The organism is Acidovorax sp. GBBC 1281, assembly GCF_028473645.1.
GTDB lineage: Bacteria > Pseudomonadota > Gammaproteobacteria > Burkholderiales > Burkholderiaceae_C > Paracidovorax.
Genome location: NZ_CP097269.1, coordinates 2,592,299 through 2,609,534, shown reverse-complemented (window position 1 = coordinate 2,609,534; position 17,236 = coordinate 2,592,299). Strand labels below are relative to the sequence as shown.

At 70.6% G+C, this 17,236-nt stretch carries 15 protein-coding genes; 13 read left to right on the top strand and 2 right to left on the bottom strand.

Annotation, left to right across the window (positions count from 1 at the left end; all coding sequences use genetic code 11):
- Positions 1-11 precede the first annotated feature (11 nt).
- The 9 genes from mnmC to M5C96_RS12025 all read left to right on the top strand — a co-directional run bounded on the left by mnmC (position 12) and on the right by M5C96_RS12025 (position 10,789).
- Positions 12-1,976 (top strand): FAD-dependent 5-carboxymethylaminomethyl-2-thiouridine(34) oxidoreductase MnmC, encoded by a 1,965-nt coding sequence (gene mnmC / locus M5C96_RS12065; protein ID WP_272569322.1) that lies wholly within the window; start codon positions 12-14, stop codon positions 1,974-1,976.
- 170 nt (positions 1,977-2,146) lie between these two features.
- Positions 2,147-2,950: a sulfite exporter TauE/SafE family protein gene (locus M5C96_RS12060; RefSeq protein ID WP_272569321.1), complete on the top strand. Its 804-nt coding sequence runs from the start codon at positions 2,147-2,149 to the stop codon at positions 2,948-2,950.
- A gap of 10 nt (positions 2,951-2,960) precedes the next feature.
- On the top strand, positions 2,961-4,799 hold the full coding sequence (locus M5C96_RS12055; RefSeq protein ID WP_272569320.1) for a nitrite/sulfite reductase: 1,839 nt from the start codon (positions 2,961-2,963) through the stop codon (positions 4,797-4,799).
- Between the two features lie 35 nt (positions 4,800-4,834).
- Positions 4,835-5,215 (top strand): DUF934 domain-containing protein, encoded by a 381-nt coding sequence (locus tag M5C96_RS12050; RefSeq protein ID WP_272569319.1) that lies wholly within the window; start codon positions 4,835-4,837, stop codon positions 5,213-5,215.
- A gap of 48 nt (positions 5,216-5,263) precedes the next feature.
- Positions 5,264-6,196 (top strand): sulfate adenylyltransferase subunit CysD, encoded by a 933-nt coding sequence (gene cysD / locus M5C96_RS12045; RefSeq protein WP_272569318.1) that lies wholly within the window; start codon positions 5,264-5,266, stop codon positions 6,194-6,196.
- Complete coding sequence (locus tag M5C96_RS12040; RefSeq protein ID WP_272569317.1) at positions 6,196-7,575, top strand: sulfate adenylyltransferase subunit 1; 1,380 nt, start codon at positions 6,196-6,198, stop codon at positions 7,573-7,575. The genes cysD and M5C96_RS12040 overlap by 1 nt, the downstream gene beginning before the upstream one ends.
- Before the next feature lie 102 nt (positions 7,576-7,677).
- On the top strand, positions 7,678-8,001 hold the full coding sequence (gene fdxA, locus M5C96_RS12035) for a ferredoxin FdxA (protein WP_092743740.1): 324 nt from the start codon (positions 7,678-7,680) through the stop codon (positions 7,999-8,001).
- Between the two features lie 53 nt (positions 8,002-8,054).
- Positions 8,055-9,107 carry an NAD(P)/FAD-dependent oxidoreductase gene (locus M5C96_RS12030; protein ID WP_272569316.1) on the top strand — a complete coding sequence of 351 codons (1,053 nt, stop codon included), beginning with the start codon at positions 8,055-8,057 and terminating at the stop codon, positions 9,105-9,107.
- Between the two features lie 185 nt (positions 9,108-9,292).
- Positions 9,293-10,789 carry a purine-cytosine permease family protein gene (locus M5C96_RS12025; protein ID WP_272569315.1) on the top strand — a complete coding sequence of 499 codons (1,497 nt, stop codon included), beginning with the start codon at positions 9,293-9,295 and terminating at the stop codon, positions 10,787-10,789.
- Here M5C96_RS12025 and thiD read toward each other — a convergent pair.
- Complete coding sequence (gene thiD, locus M5C96_RS12020; RefSeq protein WP_272569314.1) at positions 10,681-11,535, bottom strand: bifunctional hydroxymethylpyrimidine kinase/phosphomethylpyrimidine kinase; 855 nt, start codon at positions 11,533-11,535, stop codon at positions 10,681-10,683. The two genes, M5C96_RS12025 and thiD, sit on opposite strands and share 109 nt — an antisense overlap.
- A 310-nt stretch (positions 11,536-11,845) precedes the next feature.
- Between thiD and M5C96_RS12015 the strand changes: the two genes are divergently transcribed.
- The 4 genes from M5C96_RS12015 to M5C96_RS12000 are packed head-to-tail and all read left to right on the top strand — an operon-like array spanning position 11,846 to position 14,856.
- Positions 11,846-12,910 (top strand): FAD-dependent oxidoreductase, encoded by a 1,065-nt coding sequence (locus M5C96_RS12015; protein ID WP_272569313.1) that lies wholly within the window; start codon positions 11,846-11,848, stop codon positions 12,908-12,910.
- Positions 12,907-13,104 (top strand): sulfur carrier protein ThiS, encoded by a 198-nt coding sequence (thiS, locus tag M5C96_RS12010; protein ID WP_272569312.1) that lies wholly within the window; start codon positions 12,907-12,909, stop codon positions 13,102-13,104. The genes M5C96_RS12015 and thiS overlap by 4 nt, the downstream gene beginning before the upstream one ends.
- A 5-nt stretch (positions 13,105-13,109) precedes the next feature.
- The gene (locus M5C96_RS12005) at positions 13,110-13,940 is read left to right on the top strand and encodes a thiazole synthase (RefSeq protein WP_272569311.1); all 831 of its coding nucleotides are present in this window, start codon (positions 13,110-13,112) and stop codon (positions 13,938-13,940) included.
- Positions 13,933-14,856: a thiamine phosphate synthase gene (locus M5C96_RS12000; RefSeq protein ID WP_272569310.1), complete on the top strand. Its 924-nt coding sequence runs from the start codon at positions 13,933-13,935 to the stop codon at positions 14,854-14,856. Before M5C96_RS12005 ends, M5C96_RS12000 begins: the two co-directional genes overlap by 8 nt.
- 95 nt (positions 14,857-14,951) lie before the next feature.
- On the opposite strand, the gene M5C96_RS11995 is transcribed toward M5C96_RS12000, so the two are convergent.
- Positions 14,952-17,168: a hypothetical protein gene (locus M5C96_RS11995; RefSeq protein WP_272569309.1), complete on the bottom strand. Its 2,217-nt coding sequence runs from the start codon at positions 17,166-17,168 to the stop codon at positions 14,952-14,954.
- Positions 17,169-17,236: the final 68 nt, after the last annotated feature.

Genomic DNA, 17,236 nt, shown 5'->3' with positions numbered 1-17,236 from the left:
CGGCGCGGTTCATGCCGGAGCCCATCGACTGGCTGGCGGACGGCACCCCCTACAGCCTGCGGTTCGGTGACCGCTACCACAGTGAAAACGGCGGCCTGGACCAGGCGCGCCGCGTGTTCCTGCACGGCTGCGGCCTACCGCAGGCCTGGGCCGGCCAGCCGCGCTGGCGCATCCTGGAGACCGGCTTCGGCCTGGGACTGAACTTCCTAGTGACCTGGGCGGCCTGGCGCAGCGACCCCGATCGCCCCGCCCTGCTGCACTTCGCCTCATGCGAAGCCCACCCCGTGGTGGCCGCCGACCTGCTGCGCGCCACCCGTGCCCATCCCGACCTCGCGCCCCTGGCGCAGCAGCTGCACGACCAGTTCTGGGGGCTGCTGCCGGGCGTGCACCGCCTGTCGTTCGAGCAGGGCCGCGTACTGCTCACACTCTATGTGGGCGATGCCCAGGCCATGCTGCGCCAGCAGATGCCGACAGCCGATTCGGTCTACCTGGACGGTTTCAGCCCGCAGCGCAACCCCGACCTCTGGAGCGAACACACCCTGAAGGCCGTGGCGCGCTGCTGCCGGCGGGGCACGCGGCTTGCGACCTGGACCATCGCGCGGGCGGTGCGCGACACACTCGCGCAGTGCGGCTTCACCGTGACCAAGGTGCCCGGCGTGCCCCCGAAGCGCGACAACCTGCAGGCCACGTTCGATCCGGCCTGGGAACCCCGGGCGGCGCGCAACGCCCCGCCGCCGCTGGAAGTGGCGGCGGCGTCCGAATGCCTGGTGATCGGCGCGGGCCTGGCCGGCGCCTCGGTGGCCGCGAGCCTGGCGCGGCGCGGGTGGAAGGTGCGGGTGCTGGACCGCGCCGACGCGCCCGCGCGTGGCGCCTCCGGCCTGCCCGCCGGCCTGTTCGCCCCCCATATGTCGCCCGACGACAGCGTGCTGTCGCGCCTGTCGCGCAGCGGGGTGCGCACCACGCTGCAGGCGCTTTCGGCCCTGCCGGTGGGCGAAGCCTGGAACCCCTGCGGCGTGCTGGAGCACCGCGTGGACGGCAGCCCGGGGGTACCGCCGGCCTGGGCCGGCGGGAGCGGCAGCGAATGGAGCCGCCCCGCCGACGCCGACGCGCTGCGGCAGGCCGGGCTGCCGCACGGCACCACGGCCTGCTGGCATGCCCGCGCCGGCTGGGTGCGCCCGGCGCGGCTGGTGCAGGCCTTGCTGAGCCACCCGGCCATCGCATGGCAGGGCGGCGCACAGGTCGCGCGGTTGCGCCGCGTGCCGGCCGGCGAGGACGGAAAGAGCGACGGCAAGAGCGACGACACTGGGCCGGCGGGCTGGCAAGCCATCGATGCGCAGGGCCAGGTGCTGGCCGAGGCCCCGTACGCCTTCGTGGCTGCCGGGCCCGGCAGCATGCCGCTGCTGGAGCACCGCTGGACCCTGCAGCCGCTGCGCGGCCAGGTGTCGTGGGCCGAAGAAGGCGAAGGCACCGCGGGCTGGCCGCCCTTCCCGGTCAACGGCAACGGCAGCCTCGTGCCCCACATTCCTGGGCCGGAGGGCGCGAACGGCGCCCGGCGCTGGTACGCCGGCTCCACCTTCGAACGCCACGCCACCGAGCTTCCGCCCAGCAGCGCCGACGAGGCGGCCGCCCACGCCACCAACTGGAAAAAGCTGCGCACCTTGCTGCCGGCCGTGGCGGACCAGTTGGCGCCCGCCTTCGGCCAGCCCCAAGCGGCCCAAACGGACCGAGTGCCCGGCAAACAAATCCCCCCCGTTTCGGTCTGGGCCGGCCTGCGCTGCGCCTCGCCCGACCGCCTGCCGATTGCCGGCCCGGTGGACCCGCACGCCCTGCCCGGGCTCTGGGTGTGCACCGCGATGGGTGCGCGCGGAATCACGCTGGCGCCGCTGTGCGGCGAACTGGTCGCCGCCCGGCTGCATGGCGAACCCTTGCCGCTGGACGCCCGCCTGGCCCAAGCGCTGGGCACGGAACGGCTGTGAACCTGGACTGACCCGCGGGCCGGGCAGAAACGGCGCCCAACCCCTTATCGCCGTTTTTCGCCGTCCGCCCCCTGCCAACCCGCGCCAGCCTTGAGGAATATGCTTATCCGCATAACGGCCTCACAAAACAATCGTTTGTTTCCATAAAGACTCCCACTACATTCGCCCGCATGCATGATTTGGCATTCGTTTTCGCGGGCTTCGCGGTGGGCTTGATCGTCGGCCTCACCGGGGTGGGTGGCGGCTCGCTGATGACGCCGATCCTGATCTTCTTCTTCGGCGTGAAGCCGCACCTGGCCATCGGTACCGACCTGCTGTTCGCCGCCTTCACCAAGATGGGCGGCACCGTCAGCTTGGCGCGCCAGCGGCTCGTGCCCTGGAAGGTGGTGGGCCTGCTGTGCGCCGGCAGCGTGCCGGCGGCGCTGCTGTCGCTGTGGGCCCTCCAGGTGATGGGGCCCAGCAGCAGCACCGCCCAGCGCATCATGACGACCACGCTCGGCGCCGCCCTGCTGCTGACCGCCGCGGCCATGCTGTACAAGGCCTTCGTGTTTTCTGCCGCCCGCCAGGCAGCCGACCGGGCGGCGCGCGCCGATGCCGGCGAAGACGCCGCACGGCCGCGCCACTGGAGCCTGCCGGTGCTGCTGGGCGCCGTGATCGGCACGCTGGTCACCTTCACCTCCGTGGGCGCGGGCGCCATCGGCGTGACGGTGCTGCTGATGGTGTTTCCCCTGCTGCCGTTGCCGCGCATCATCGCGGCCGACATTGCCTACGCCGTGCCGCTGACCCTGGTGGCGGGCCTGGGGCATGCGTCGCTCGGCTCCGTGGACTGGCCGCTTCTGGTCCAATTGCTGGCGGGATCGCTGCCAGGCATCTGGCTGGGCTCGCGCCTCGTATCCCGCGCGCCGGAGCGGTTGATCCGCTCGGCCCTTTCCGTGCTGCTCGCCTGGGCGGGCGCCAAACTGGTTTTGATCTGAGTGACCCACGATGTACCAATACACAGACTTCGACCGCGAATTCATCCGGCTGCGCGCTGAGCAGTACCGCGACCAACTCGAACGCTTCCAGGCCGGCAAGCTTTCGGGCGACGAATTCAAGCCCCTGCGCCTGCAAAACGGCTGGTACGTGCAGCGCTACGCGCCCATGCTGCGCGTGGCCGTGCCCTACGGCGAGCTGTCCAGCACCCAGCTGCGCGTGCTGGCCAAGGTGGCCCGCGAGTACGACCAGCCCGATGCGGCCCTGCTGGCCGAGGCCCAGGCCACGCAGGAAAAGCTGGGCGACATCCCCCTGCACGACGGCCGGCGCATCGGCACGCAGCTGAAGTACGGCTACGGCCACTTCACCACGCGCACCAACGTGCAGTACAACTGGATTCCGCTGGACAAGAGCGCCGATGTGATGGACCTGCTGGCGTCCGTGCAGCTGCACGGCATCCAGACCAGCGGCAACTGCATCCGCAACATCACCAGCGACGCGCTGGCCGGCATCGCCGCCGACGAGATCGCCGACCCGCGCCCGTTCTGCGAAATCCTGCGCCAGTGGAGCACGCTGCACCCCGAGTTCGCCTTCCTGCCGCGCAAGTTCAAGATCTCGCTCAACGGCGCACTGGAAGACCGCGCCGCCCTCGGCTGGTACGACGTGGGCCTGCAGCTGCACAAGAACGATGCCGGCGAGTTGGGCTTTCGCGTGCGCGCCGGTGGCGGCATGGGCCGCACGCCGGTCATCAGCCCGGTGCTGCGCGAGTTCCTGCCCTGGAACCAGCTCATGAACTACCTGGAAGCCGTGATCCGCGTCTACAACCGCTACGGCCGCCGAGACAACGCCTGGAAGGCGCGCATCAAGATCCTCGTCAAGTCCGAAGGCCAGACCTACATCGACCAGGTGGAGGAGGAGTTCCGGCAGATCGTCGAGATCGAAGGCGGCCCGCACACCATCACCCAGGCCGAGCTGGACCGCGTGACCGCCGCGTTCCGCGAACCCGAGTTGGACCTGCGCCCGGCCGACGCCGAAGCCGAGACTGTGGCCCTGCTGCGCACCGCCGCCGAGAACGACCAGGACTTCGGCCGCTGGCTCACGCGCAACGTGATGCCGCACCGCCACCCGCAGCTGCGCGCCGTGGTGCTGTCGTTCAAGCGCCTGGGTTACGCGCCCGGCGACGCCACCGCCGAGCAGATGGAAGCCGCTGCCGACCTGGCCGACCGCTTCTCGGGCGGCGAGGCGCGTGTGACGCACGAGCAGAATCTGCTGCTGCCCTGGGTGCGCCGCGACCAGTTGCCCGAGCTGTACAAGGCCGCCAAGGCGCTTGGCCTGGCCAAGCCCAACATCGGCCTGCTGACCGACATGATCGCCTGCCCCGGCGGCGACTTCTGCTCGCTGGCCAACGCCCGCTCGCTGCCCATCGCCGAAGCCATCACCGAGCGCTACCAGGACCTGGACGAGCTGTGGGACCTGGGCGAGATCGACCTGCACATCAGCGGCTGCATCAACAGCTGCGGCCACCACCACAGCGGCCACATCGGCATCCTGGGCGTGGATAAAGACGGCAAGGAGTGGTACCAGATCACCCTGGGCGGCGCCGACGGCACGAACCTGTCGGGTCCGGCCATTCCCGGCAAGATCATCGGCCCGTCGTTCAGCGCCAGCGAAGTGCCCGGCGTGATCGAGGCGCTGCTGGCCACCTACCGCACCGAGCGCCTGCCCGTGGTGGACGCCGCCCACGGCCCCCGGCACGAGAACTTCATCGACACCGTGCGCCGCGTGGGCATCGAGCCTTTCAAGGCCGCTGCCAACGCCGCGCGCCACCCGGCCGAAGTCCTCTCCGCCTGACATCCGCCGACGTCCTCAAGCCCCATCGAATTACTATGAAAATAATAGCTGCCAGCGCACACAGCACCAGCGCAGAAGGCCAAAAAGTCCTTGAACTGGCCAACGACGCCGACCCGCTCGCGCAAGACCTTGCAGGCATCGAGCGCATCGATCTGCACTTTCCGAAATTCACCGACGGCCGCGCATTCAGCCAGGCCCGCCTGCTGCGCCAGCGCCTGAAGTTCGCGGGCGAGATCCGCGCCACGGGCGAGGTGCTCATCGACCAGTTGGTGCAGATGGCCCGCTGCGGCTTCGACGTGGCCGTGCTGCGCGAGGGCGTGGACATGGCCGACGCGCAGCGCCAGCTGGACCGCTTCCACGCCTTCTACCAGGGCGACGTGACGCACCCGCTGCCGCATTTCCGCGACGCCGCCTGACGCGACGCCCCCCGCCCTGCACACCGAAGCCCCCAACGAGATCCCCGCATGAATGCCCGCACCGAATCCCATGTGCTGAGCCACCTCAGCAACCGCCACCTGGACGCGCTGGAAGAAGAAACCATCTTCATCCTGCGCGAGGTGGCCGCCGCCTTCGAGCGCCCCGCCCTGCTGTTTTCGGGCGGCAAGGATTCGCTGGTGATGCTGCGGTGCGCCGAGAAGGCTTTCGGCGCAGGGCGCATTCCCTACCCGCTGCTGATGATCGACACCGGCCACAACTTCCCCGAGGTGACGGACTTCCGCGACTTCCGGGCGAAGGAACTGGGGGCCGAGTTGATCGTGCGCAGCGTGGAAGACTCGATGGCGCGCGGCACCGTGCGCCTCGCGCATCCGGGCGAGAGCCGCAACGTGCACCAGTCGGTCACGCTGCTGGAGGCCATCGAGGAATTCCGCTTCGACGCGCTGATCGGCGGCGCCCGCCGCGACGAGGAAAAGGCCCGCGCCAAGGAGCGCATCTTCTCGCACCGCGACAGCTTCGGCCAATGGCAACCCAAGGCCCAGCGGCCCGAGCTGTGGACGCTGTTCAACACACGGCTGGCGCCGGGCGAGCACTTTCGCGTGTTCCCGATCAGCAACTGGACCGAACTCGACGTGTGGCAGTACATCGACCGCGAGCAGATCGCCCTGCCCTCGCTCTACTACACCCACAAGCGCCAGGTGGTGGAGCGCAAGGGCCTGCTCGTGCCCGTGACCGACCTCACCCCGCCGCGCGACGGCGAAACGGTGGAGACGCGCGACGTGCGCTTTCGCACCGTGGGCGACATCACCTGCACCTGCCCGGTGGAGAGCCCGGCCGCCACGGCCGCCGACATCGTGATCGAGACCCTGGCGGCCGATGTGAGCGAGCGCGGCGCCACGCGCATGGACGACAAGACCTCCGACGCCTCGATGGAAAAGCGCAAGAAAGACGGGTACTTCTGATGACCACCACTACCAATTCGATAGCAGAGCAGGCAATCAATCCGCCGGCATCGGGCCAAAACGATGCCATCTCTGCACTGAAGTTCATCACCTGCGGCTCGGTCGACGACGGCAAGAGCACCCTCATCGGCCGCCTGCTGGTGGACAGCAAGGCCGTGCTGCAGGACCACCTGGCCGGCGTGCAGCGCCAGGGCGAGACCGACCTGGCCCTGCTGACCGACGGCCTGTCGGCCGAACGCGAGCAGGGCATCACCATCGACGTGGCCTACCGCTATTTCGCCACCGAAGAGCGCAAGTTCATCATCGGCGATGCGCCGGGCCACGAGCAGTACACGCGCAACATGGTCACGGCCGCCAGCAGCGCCGACGCGGCCGTGGTGCTGGTCGATGCCACCAAGCTCGACTGGAAGAACCCCGGCCTCGAACTGCTGGTGCAAACGCGCCGCCACTCCCTGCTGGTGCACCTGCTGCGCGTGCATTCGCTGGTGTTCGCGGTGAACAAGCTCGATGCAGTGCAAGACCCGGCACTCGCCTTCCGCCACATCCGCGATGCGCTCGGCGCGTTCGCACAGGCCGCCGGCATCGCCGCGCGGGCGACGGTGCCGGTGTCCGCCCTCAAGGGCTGGAACGTGGTGGATGCGCACCCCGGCTGGTGCGGCTACGAAGGCCCGAGCCTGCTGCAGATCCTGGAGCGCCTGCCCAACACGCCCACCGACGTCGCGCTGCCGCTGGCTTTCCCGGTGCAGTGGGTCGAGAAATTCTCGTCCTCCGCCGACACCTCCCAGGGCCGCCGCGTGTTCTGGGGCCGCGTGGCGGCAGGCGCCGTGGCGCCGGGCACGGCCGTGCAGGTGTTCCCGAGCGGCCAGCAGGCCACCGTGGCCCAGGTGCTGGACCACGCACGCCGCCCCGTGGGCGTGCCGGCCGGCCAGAGCGCGGGCATCGTGCTCGACCGCGAGGTGGACGTGTCGCGCGGCGACTGGATCCTGGCCGCACCGCAGGCCGCCGCCGTGGCCGCCGACGATTTCGACACCCCGGCATCGACGCCCTCCTGGCCCGGCCGGCGCGAGTTGCGCGCCACCGTGGCCTGGATGGACGACGAGCCCCTGGTCGCCGGCCGCGTGTACTGGGCGCTGCACGGCCACCGCTGGGTCAAGGCCAAGGTGCAGCGCGTGGTGCACAAGCTCAACATCCACACGCTGGCCGAAGAAGACGCCGCCCAGCTCGACCCCAATGCCATCGGCCACGTGGACCTGCTGCTGCAGGAGCCCCTGCCCGCCGCGCCGTTCACCCAGGCGCGCGTGCTGGGCTCGCTGATCCTGGTGGATACCGCCAGCCACAAGACCGCTGGCGCGGTGCTCGTGAACGCCCCGGCGGCCTGACCGGAGGCGCCGAATCCTTGCCGTTGCAGGGGCGGCCCCCGGGCCGCTCCCTGAAACGCCCTAAAATCGCGGGTTACCCCCGATCCAACGACAACTCCTGCCATGACTCACGTCGTCTCCGAAAACTGCATCAAGTGCAAGTACACCGACTGTGTGGACGTGTGCCCCGTGGACTGCTTCCGCGAAGGCCCCAACTTCCTCGTGATCGACCCCGATGAATGCATCGACTGCGCCGTGTGCATTCCCGAGTGCCCGGCCAACGCCATCTTTGCCGAGGAAGACCTGCCCCCGGACCAGATCGCCTTCATCAAGATCAACGCCGACCTGTCGCCCCAATTCAAGAGCATCACCAAGCGCAAGGCGCCCCTGCCCGACGCCGACGAATGGAACGGCAAGCCCGGCAAGGTGGCCGACCTGATCCGCTGAAGCAGACAGGCCCCCGACGCCCCGTGAAGACCGAAGCGCCCCCATCCACCCCGATGGCCATCGAGACGGATGCCGCCGTCATCGGCGCGGGGCCGGTCGGGCTGTTCCAGGTGTTCCAGCTCGGGTTGCAGGGCATTGCAGCCCACGTGATCGATGCGCTGCCCCACGTGGGCGGCCAGTGCGCCGAGCTGTACGGCGACAAACCCATCTACGACATTCCCGGCATTCCCGTCTGCACCGGGCGCGAACTCGTCGCGTTGCTGCAGCGGCAGATCACCCCGTTCCCACCCACCCTGCACCTGGGCCAGCGTGTTGCCACGCTCGCGCCGCAGCCCGACGGGCGGCTTTTGCTGCAGACCACGGCCGGCACCGCGCTGCTGGCGCGCACGGTCTTCATCGCCGCGGGCGTGGGCGCGTTCGTGCCGCGCGCCGTCAAGGCCGAAGGCATCGATCGCTTCGAAGGCACGCAACTGCATTACCACGAGGATGCGGCCGACACCGCCGGCCGGCATGTAGTCGTGCATGGCGGCGAAGACACCGCCGTGGCCCGCGCCATCGCCTGCGCCCAACCGGGGCCGCACGCCGCCGCCAGCGTGACCCTGCTGCACCGGCGCGATGCCTTCCAGGCGCCGCCCGAGGCCCTGGCCCAGCTGCAGGCCCTGCGCGACGCTGGCCGCATCACGGTGGTGGCCGGGCAGATCGTCGGCATCGAGGTGCAGCAGGACCGCCTGGCCGCGCTGCAACTGATCGACCCGGACGGGCAGCCGCGACCGTTGCCGCTCGACGTGCTAATCGCCTGCCTCGGCATCTCGCCACGCCTGGGCGCCATCGCCGACTGGGGCCTGGCGATGGAGCGCAAGCAGCTCGTGGTCGATACCGCCACGTTCCGCACGGCCATCCCCGGCATCCATGCGGTGGGCGACATCAACACCTACCCCGGCAAGCGCAAGCTGATCCTGTGCGGCTTCCACGAAGCCACGCTGGCGGCCTTCGGCGCGGCGGAATATCTGTCCGGCACGCCCGTGGCGTTGCAGTACACCACCACCAGCGCCCGGCTGCACGAGCGGCTGGGAGTGGCGGTGCCGATGGCCTCGGCACCGCCCTAGAATCGCGGCTTCGCCAAGGGTGCCGCCGACCGGCCCCCGTCTGAGACTTTCCCCTTGAATCGGCCGGGGTCATCCTCGCGCAGGCCATTCGCCTCCCGCCGCCACGCCCACCGCATGCCGTCCCGGCGTGCCTTGGGGCCAGCCCGTGCCGCGACCCTGCTGTGCCTGCCATCCACGGAGCTTCCATGCCGCCCTCCTCGCCCCCTGCGCCCGCCAACGACGCGCTGATCCCCATCGCGCCCGACCGCCGCGTCTTCCGTTTCGGCGACCATGCCTCGCTGTGGTTCAGCCTGGGCGTGGGACTGCTGGTGATGCAGGTCGGCGCCTATCTGATGCCCGCGTTGAGCCCGCGCGAGGCGCTGGCGGCCATCGTGGCCGGATCGCTGATCGGCGCCGGCCTGCTGGGCTGGGTGGCCAAGATCGGCTGCGACAGCGGCCTGGCGAGCGCCGGACTGATGCATGCCGTCTACGGGCGCGCGTTCGCGGGCCTGCCCATCGGGCTCAACATCGTGCAGCTCGCGGGCTGGGGCGCGTTCGAGCTGGTGGTGATGCGCGATGCCACGGTGGCCATCGGCCGGCAGGCCGGCGCCATGGGCGGGGCCCACTGGCCGGTGCTGGCCACGCTGCTGTGGGGCGGCGTGGTGATGCTGCTGCTCAGCGGCTCGATGGTGCAGTTGGTGCGCCGGCTCATCGCGCGCGTGGCGCTGCCCCTGGTGGTGCTGTCGCTGCTGTGGCTGAGCTGGCAGTTCGTGTCGCTGGCGCAGGCCCAGGGCTTCGCCACGCTGTGGACGCGCCCCGGCGCGGGCGGCATGGGCGTGCTACCGGCGCTGGACCTCGTGATCGCCATGCCCATCTCCTGGCTGCCGCTGGTGGCCGACTACGCGCGCCACGGCACGTCCGGCCGGTCCGCGCTGCGCGGCACCTGGCTGGGCTACGCGCTGGCCAACCTGTGGTGCTATGCGCTCGGCGTGCTGGTGGCGCTCACGCTGCCCAGCCAGGACCTGGTGACCGCGCTGCTGCTGGCCCAGGGCGGGCTGATCGCGCTGTCGCTCATCCTGATCGACGAGGTGGACAACGCCTATGGCGATGCGTATTCGGGCGCGGTCTCGGCCCACAGCCTGCTGCCGCGCTGGGGCGTGCGTCGCTGGGGCATGGCCATGGCGGCGCTGTGCACGGCGCTCGCCCTGGTGCTGCCGATGCACAGCCTGGAGCCGTTCCTGCTGCTGCTCAGCTCGGTGTTCGTGCCGCTGTTCGGCGTCATCCTGGGCCGGCTGGCGTTCGGCGCGCCGGTGCAGCAGGCCCTGGCAAAGGCGCGGCAGGTGGAATGGCTGCCCGTCGGCCTCTGGATCGCGGGCATCGCCTGCTACCACGGGCTGCCGCGGGTGCTGCCGGCGCTGGGCGCGGCGCTGACCCACGCCTGCGGCGCACACGGCCGGTTTGAATGGCCGCGTGGTGGTTTGAGGCAGAAATCGGGCTCCAGCACAATCAAGTCGCCGGCATATAGCTATCATTTTCATAGCATGCCCAACCAGCCTTGGTCGGTGAGGGATGGGCAGGCAGCGCCCCTGCGCGGTCAGCCATGCACGATGCGCTGCGCCACCGGGCTGTGCCCATGGTTCAGCGGCCCGTGGCCCCGGCCGGTGTGCACATCGGCGCCCGCGGCGATGGCCGCCAGGATGTAGGCGCGGGCATGCTCCACGGCCTGCACGAGCGGCTCGCCGAGCGCCAGGTGCGCGGCGATCGCGGACGACAGCGTGCAGCCCGTTCCGTGCCCGTTGTGCGTGGCGATGCGGGCCGACTGCAGCCGGTGGTACAGGCCCTGCGGCCCGGCCAGCACGTCGATCACCCAGTCGCCCGGCAGGTGGCCGCCCTTGAGCAACACGGCCGGCGCGCCGAGCGCCAGCAGGTCCCGCGCCGCAGCGTCCAGCGCATCCGCGCCGTCCACCACCCGGCCCAGCAGCAAGCCCGCTTCGTCGAGGTTGGGCGTGACCAGCGTGGCGAGCGGGAACAAGGCCTCGACCAGCACGCCCACCGTTTCTTGCGCGATGAGCCGGTCACCGCTGGTGGCGACCATCACCGGGTCCAGCACCACGTGCGGCAGGCGGTGGCGGCGGATGGCATCGGCCACCACGCGCACCACCTCGGGCGAATGCAGCATGCCGATCTTCACGGCATCCACGCCGATGTCCTCCACCACCGCATCGATCTGCTGGCGCAGCATGTCCGGCGGCACGCCGTGGATGGCGCGCACGCCCTGCGTGTTCTGCGCGGTCAGGGCGGTGATGGCGGTCATGCCGTAGCAGCCCAGGGCGCTGAAGGTTTTCAGGTCGGCCTGGATGCCCGCTCCGCCGCCGCTGTCCGATCCGGCGATCGACAGCACGCGTGCGTAGCGGCGGACGGCCGGCGGCGAGAGGGTCTCAGTGTTCATGGGCAAAAATTATGGCCCATGCGCCAGGTCAAACCGGCGGGCGCGGTCACTGTGCTGTAATCCCTGCACGGACGAAACAGGGGTGTCCCGCCCATGGCGCGCGACTGAGAACATACCCTGGGGCCTGGCGGCCACACCACCGCCCCGCGTGCCCCGCGACCTGATCCAGGTCATGCTGGCGTGGGGAGTTTCATCGGCGGAGCCTTCCCGTTTTGTCCCCCTGTTGGCTTGCAGACAGACGGACCCGATGCGCCCCCCTCTTCTTTCCCCTTCCTCGCCCTCCTCCCTTGCCATTTTGGGCGCCGGCCTCATGGGCCGGTTGCTGGCCGTGGAGCTGGCCCACCAGGGCCATGCGGTCACGGTCTACGACGCCGCCGGGCCCGATGCGCAAGGCGCCGCGGCGCGCATCGCCGCGGCCATGCTGGCACCGTTGGCGGAGTCCGCGGTGACCGAGCCCGGCGTGGTGCGCATGGGCCACTACGCGCTCACGCGCTGGCCCCAGTTGCTGGCCCGCCTGAACGGGCCCGTGTTCTTTCAGCAGGAGGGCACGCTGATCCTGTGGCACCGCCAGGACGCGCCTGAGGCCGCCCGGCTGCGCGGACAGCTCGAACGCACCACGGCCGTGCTGCCCGAACTGCCGGCTTTGCAGGTGCTCGACAGCGCCGGCGTGCAGGCGCACGAGCCCGCCGTGGGCCAGCGCTTCGCCCAAGGGCTGTATCTGCCCGGCGAGGGCCAGCTGGACAACCGGCAACTGCTGGCCGCGCTGGAAGCCAGCTTCGCCGGCCTGGGCATCGAGGCCCATTGGCACTGCCCGCGCGCACCGTCGGACTTTTCGCCCGGCACGCCTGGCCAGCCCGACTGGGTGATCGACTGCCGGGGCCTGGGCGCCCGCCCACAGTGGAGCGCGCTGCGCGGCGTGCGCGGCGAAGTCGTGCGCGTGCATGCGCCCGAGGTGACCCTGCGGCGGCCGACCCGCCTGGTGCACCCGCGCTACCCGATCTACATCGCTCCCAAGGAAGACCACCTGTTCGTGATCGGCGCGACCGAGATCGAATCGGACGACCTGTCCCCTGCCAGCGTGCGCTCCACGCTAGAACTGCTGAGCGCGGCCTACGCGGTGCATTCGGGCTTTGCCGAGGCCCGCATCCTCGAAGTGGCCACGCAATGCCGCCCGACCCTGCCCGACAACCTGCCCGCCCTCCGCCAGGTGCGCCCGCGCGTGCTGGAGGTCAACGGCCTGTACCGCCATGGCTTCATGATCGCCCCGGCCATCCTCGACGCCGTCATGGAATGGTTGAACCAGGGACAATCGGCACTGGCCTCCCGTTTCGATTTGGCCCTGCACCTCGACGAAGAGGCGGCCCTTTCCCCATGAACATCACCATCAACCAGACCGCCGCGACCCTGCCGGAGACGGCCACCGTGGCCGACGCGCTCGCCGCCATCGCCGCGCGCCCGCCCTTCGCGGTGGCCGTGAACACCGTTTTCGTTCCCAACACCCAGTACCACCTGCGCCAGCTCGCCGCGGGCGACCGGGTGGAAGTGATCTCGCCCGTGACGGGCGGCTGAGCGCCATGCATTCCCCTTCCAACCCTTCCCACGACAACGACGACGCCGATCCGCTGGTCCTGTACGGCCAGCGCTTTTCCAGCCGCCTGCTGCTGGGCACCGCCCGCTACCCCTCCCCCAGCGTGCTCGAAGCCGCCGTGCAGCGCGCCCGGCCCGCGATGGTGACCGCCTCGCTGCGGCGCCAGGGCAGCAACGCCGCCGAAACCGGCAGCGGTTTCTGGGAGCTGCTGCGGCGCCTGGAGGTGCCCGTGCTGCCCAACACCGCCGGCTGCCACAGCGTGCAGGAGGCCATCACCACCGCGCAGATGGCGCGCGAGGTGTTCGGCACGCCCTGGATCAAGCTGGAGCTGATCGGCGACGACTACACGCTGCAGCCCGACACGCTGAACTTGGTCGATGCCGCCTCGCAGCTGATCCGCGACGGCTTCCAGGTGCTGCCCTACTGCACCGAGGACCTCGTGCTCTGCCAGCGCCTCGTTGACGTGGGCTGCCAGGCGGTGATGCCCTGGGCCGCGCCCATCGGCACCGGCCGCGGCCCCGTCAACCCCTACGCGCTGCAACTGCTGCGCGAGCGCCTGGACGTGCCCATGTTGGTGGACGCCGGCCTGGGCCTGCCCTCGCATGCCTGCCAGGTGATGGAATGGGGCTACGATGGCGTGCTGCTCAATACCGCCGTGGCCCTGGCGCAAGACCCGGTGGCCATGGCCTGCGCCTTCGCCGACGCGGTGCAGGCCGGCCGCACCGCCCGACGCGCGGGCGCCATGGCCGCGCAGGAAGCCGCCCAGCCGAGCACCCCGGTGCTGGGCACCCCTTTCTGGCACCACGACCATGGCTGAAATGCTGCACGGAACCGCTTCGGGGCACGCCGCATCGGTGCGCGCCATCCTGGCCGCGCATGGCGCCGCCTTCGCCGACTTCCCGTCCCAACCGGCCCCCGTGCCGCTGTCGGGCGGCCCGGTGTACCGCGCGGCGCTGGAGGCCTGCAGCGCATTGGGTTTCATCGCCAGCGATGCCGAGTGCCTCGCCCGGGCCTGGCAGGCGCAGACGGACCGCACCGGCAGCTTCGACGCCGCGCAGTGGCCCGATGCCCCCCAAGACTTCGGCCTGCAGCCGCTGCCGCACCGCCAGCCCTTCCCCGCCTGCCCCGAGCGGCTGGGCCTCTATGCAGTGCTGCCCGATGCGCAATGGGTGGGCCGCATGGCCCGTGCCGGCGTACCCACCGTGCAGCTGCGCTACAAGACGGACGACGCACAAACCATCGCGCAGGAAGTGCGGGCCGCCGTGGACGCCGTGCGTGGCACGCATGCCCTGCTGTTCATCAACGACCACTGGCAGGCCGCCATCGACGCGGGCGCCTACGGCGTGCACCTGGGCCAGGAAGACCTGGATGCGCTGGTGCCCGCGCAGCTGCAGGCCATCCGCGACGCCAGCCTGCGCCTGGGGGTCAGCACCCACGGCTATGCGGAAATGGTGCGCGCCGATGCCGCGGCGCCCAGCTACGTGGCCATGGGGGCGGTGTTTCCCACCACACTCAAGAAGATGGCCACCGTGCCCCAGGGGGTGGCACGCCTGGCCGGCTACGCCCGCCTGATGCGGCACTACCCGATGGTCGCCATCGGCGGCATCGGGGCGCCGCAGTTCGGCGAGGTGCTGGCCACGGGCGTGGGCTCGATCGCCGTCGTGCGGGCGCTCGTCAATGCCGACGATCCGGAAGCCGCGGCGCAGGATCTGATGGCCCGCATGGCCGGTTGACACCGGCCACGCCTGGCAGGCGCGCCGCCACGGCAGCAAGCCGCAACGCACGGCATGCCCGCATCGAAAAAGGCCCCGAAGGGCCTTTTTTTACGTCACTTGTCCGTGCGCTGCTTTCGCTCCAGCTCTTCCAGCTCCAGCCGCAGTTCCATCTTGTCGTTGTCCATGCCGAAGCCGACCGGTTGCCCGGCAGACGGCGGCGCGGTGACGGGCACTGGGGGCAGCTCGCTCAGCGTAAGCGGCGGCGGATCCGTCAGGTCGATGTCCAGCATGGCCTCGGAAATCGGCTTGGGGGCCAGCGGCGCCGGGATCGACTCCCAGGAGAACCCGGCAGACAGCGAGTCCAGCGATTGCAGCTCCTGCTCCCGGCGCGCGGAGAGGCTGTCCACACCGAAGGCGCTGGCGGAAGGCAATTCCGGCTCGGGCTCGATTTCCAGCGGCGGTGGCGTGAGGGGTGTGGTGCGGGTGCGTGGCGGCGGAGCACCGCGGGCATTGGCCGGCGTGGTCTGCGCGATGGCCAGCAACAGCAACAGATCGTCGTAGGCCGCCAGATCGAACGGCGACGCGATGGCGTCTTCGCCGCGACGGAACAGGCAGCCTTCGAGGGTTTCCAGCACTTCGGGGGCCGACCATTCGGCTTCGATGGCTGCCAACGCTTCCATGTAGCTCTCCAGCGTCAGGCCCGTCCGGTGGAACGAGGAGAACTCCGGCACCTGCGCATTGAATTGCGCCTGGAACTGGGCCCGCAGCTGATTGAAGCTCTCCACCCGGCTGAGCGTGTGATATAGGCGCAGCAACTCCAGGTAGGCGAAGGGCGAGGTCTCTCCATGCTCGGCAATGTGGCGCTTGAGCACGCCGATGGCCTGGTCATGCTCGCCCACCGACACGAAGAAGTCGGCCTGCTGCTGGATGTCGAACAGGTCCTCCGGGTGCACGATGGGCGCGGCCCGGACAGCGGATGGCGGCGGCACCAAGGACACGGGCGGCACGGGGGCAGGCGGCGCCAGGGGCGCGGGCGCGCTGCGCAACGAGGGTTCAGTGCGGCGCATCACTGGCGGCGGAGCGCGCTCGGGCAAGGTGGCGGCGCGCGGCGCGGGCTTGGCGGGTGCCGGGGCCGGCATCGGTGCAGGCACGGGCACGGGCACCGCCACAGGGGCCGGGGGCACGACCGGCTCGGGCATGCCCGCCCAATCGTCTGCCGCCTGCGGCGCGGTCTGGAGGGACTCGCGCCCTGCCGGCCCATCCACCACCGCGCCGGCTACGGGGCCGTTGCCGCCACTGGCAGCGACGGCATGGCTCCAGGACAGCGCCGACTGGCGGCGTGCGCGCGCCCAGATCCAGGCAGCCAATCCCAGGGCCAGAACCAGCAAGGCCAGCAACCCGTAAACCACCGTGGCAGAAAACCGCTCGGTCTCGGCGGCTTCCAGCTGCTGCTTGAGCTGGGCGGCGGCCGCGCGCTCGGAGGTGGCCTGGGCACGCTGCGCTGCCACCTCGGCTTCGAGCTTGCCGGTGCGGGCCGCGGACTGCTGCAGTTCTTCCACCGGCGTGTTGAGGGCCTTCCACAGGGCGGCGGCTTCGGTGCGCTGTGGGCTGGCATCGGTGGCAGTGGGCGCGGCCATCTCCGGTGCCGCACGCAGCGGCAACGGGGCATCGAGCCACACATCCAGGGGCTCCATCACCAGGCGGGGGCGCTCAACGGGCGCCGGCTGCTGCGGGCTGGTGAACACCCCGCGGCCCGAGGCGGGCGTGGCGGGGGCCGCCGCAGCACGGGGTGCGGGGGCATTCGCGGCAGGGGCCCGTGGGGGACGGGGCGCCGCCGCGGGCCTGCGTGGGGCTGCATCGGTGGTGGCTGCGGCGGAAGTCCGCCCCTCACCCGTTGCAGCCGCGCCGTCGCCTGCCAGCCCGGCACCTGTGGCCGGTGCCGTGCGAGGCCGCGCCAATTGGCCCAGGTCCACGGGGCGGGAGGTGCCAGCCGCCGATTCGGGCAACTGCGCAAAAAAAGTGTAGTTTCGTGTAACACCGCCGCGACATCCCGCGGTGAGCTTGGCGGTGAGAATGGGTTCGTCGGCCGACACATTGGCCTGCACGCGCACGGCGGCGGATCGGCCGGCCGAGGCGGGTATTGGCGTCACCCGCACCTTGGAGTCCGGTACCGGCGTCTCGCCGGAAACCAGCCGGGCCGCCACGCAGGAAGATTCGATGTCCGTGCCCGGGTCGGGCTGCACCTCGAACACCAGATCCACCGGAGCGCCCAGCACCACGGCGCCGCGGCTCGCGCCCAGCGAAAGTGCCGTGGCGCTGCAGGCAACCATCGACAAACTTGCACCAAGAATCGCGTTACTTATTTTCACAACAGTTTCTTTTTTGTTCGGCCCATTCT

Excerpts from the sequence above, each read along its gene's own strand:
- mnmC (WP_272569322.1), top strand. The coding sequence starts at position 12 with ATGCCGGAGCCCATCGACTGGCTGGCGGACGGCACCCCCTACAGCCTG.
- M5C96_RS12060 (WP_272569321.1), top strand. The coding sequence starts at position 2,147 with ATGCATGATTTGGCATTCGTTTTCGCGGGCTTCGCGGTGGGCTTGATC.
- M5C96_RS12055 (WP_272569320.1), top strand. The coding sequence starts at position 2,961 with ATGTACCAATACACAGACTTCGACCGCGAATTCATCCGGCTGCGCGCT.
- M5C96_RS12050 (WP_272569319.1), top strand. The coding sequence starts at position 4,835 with ATGAAAATAATAGCTGCCAGCGCACACAGCACCAGCGCAGAAGGCCAA.
- cysD (WP_272569318.1), top strand. The coding sequence starts at position 5,264 with ATGAATGCCCGCACCGAATCCCATGTGCTGAGCCACCTCAGCAACCGC.
- M5C96_RS12040 (WP_272569317.1), top strand. The coding sequence starts at position 6,196 with ATGACCACCACTACCAATTCGATAGCAGAGCAGGCAATCAATCCGCCG.
- fdxA (WP_092743740.1), top strand. The coding sequence starts at position 7,678 with ATGACTCACGTCGTCTCCGAAAACTGCATCAAGTGCAAGTACACCGAC.
- M5C96_RS12030 (WP_272569316.1), top strand. The coding sequence starts at position 8,055 with ATGGCCATCGAGACGGATGCCGCCGTCATCGGCGCGGGGCCGGTCGGG.
- M5C96_RS12025 (WP_272569315.1), top strand. The coding sequence starts at position 9,293 with ATGCCGCCCTCCTCGCCCCCTGCGCCCGCCAACGACGCGCTGATCCCC.
- thiD (WP_272569314.1), bottom strand. The coding sequence starts at position 11,535 with ATGAACACTGAGACCCTCTCGCCGCCGGCCGTCCGCCGCTACGCACGC.
- M5C96_RS12015 (WP_272569313.1), top strand. The coding sequence starts at position 11,846 with ATGGGCCGGTTGCTGGCCGTGGAGCTGGCCCACCAGGGCCATGCGGTC.
- thiS (WP_272569312.1), top strand. The coding sequence starts at position 12,907 with ATGAACATCACCATCAACCAGACCGCCGCGACCCTGCCGGAGACGGCC.
- M5C96_RS12005 (WP_272569311.1), top strand. The coding sequence starts at position 13,110 with ATGCATTCCCCTTCCAACCCTTCCCACGACAACGACGACGCCGATCCG.
- M5C96_RS12000 (WP_272569310.1), top strand. The coding sequence starts at position 13,933 with ATGGCTGAAATGCTGCACGGAACCGCTTCGGGGCACGCCGCATCGGTG.
- M5C96_RS11995 (WP_272569309.1), bottom strand. The coding sequence starts at position 17,168 with ATGGTTGCCTGCAGCGCCACGGCACTTTCGCTGGGCGCGAGCCGCGGC.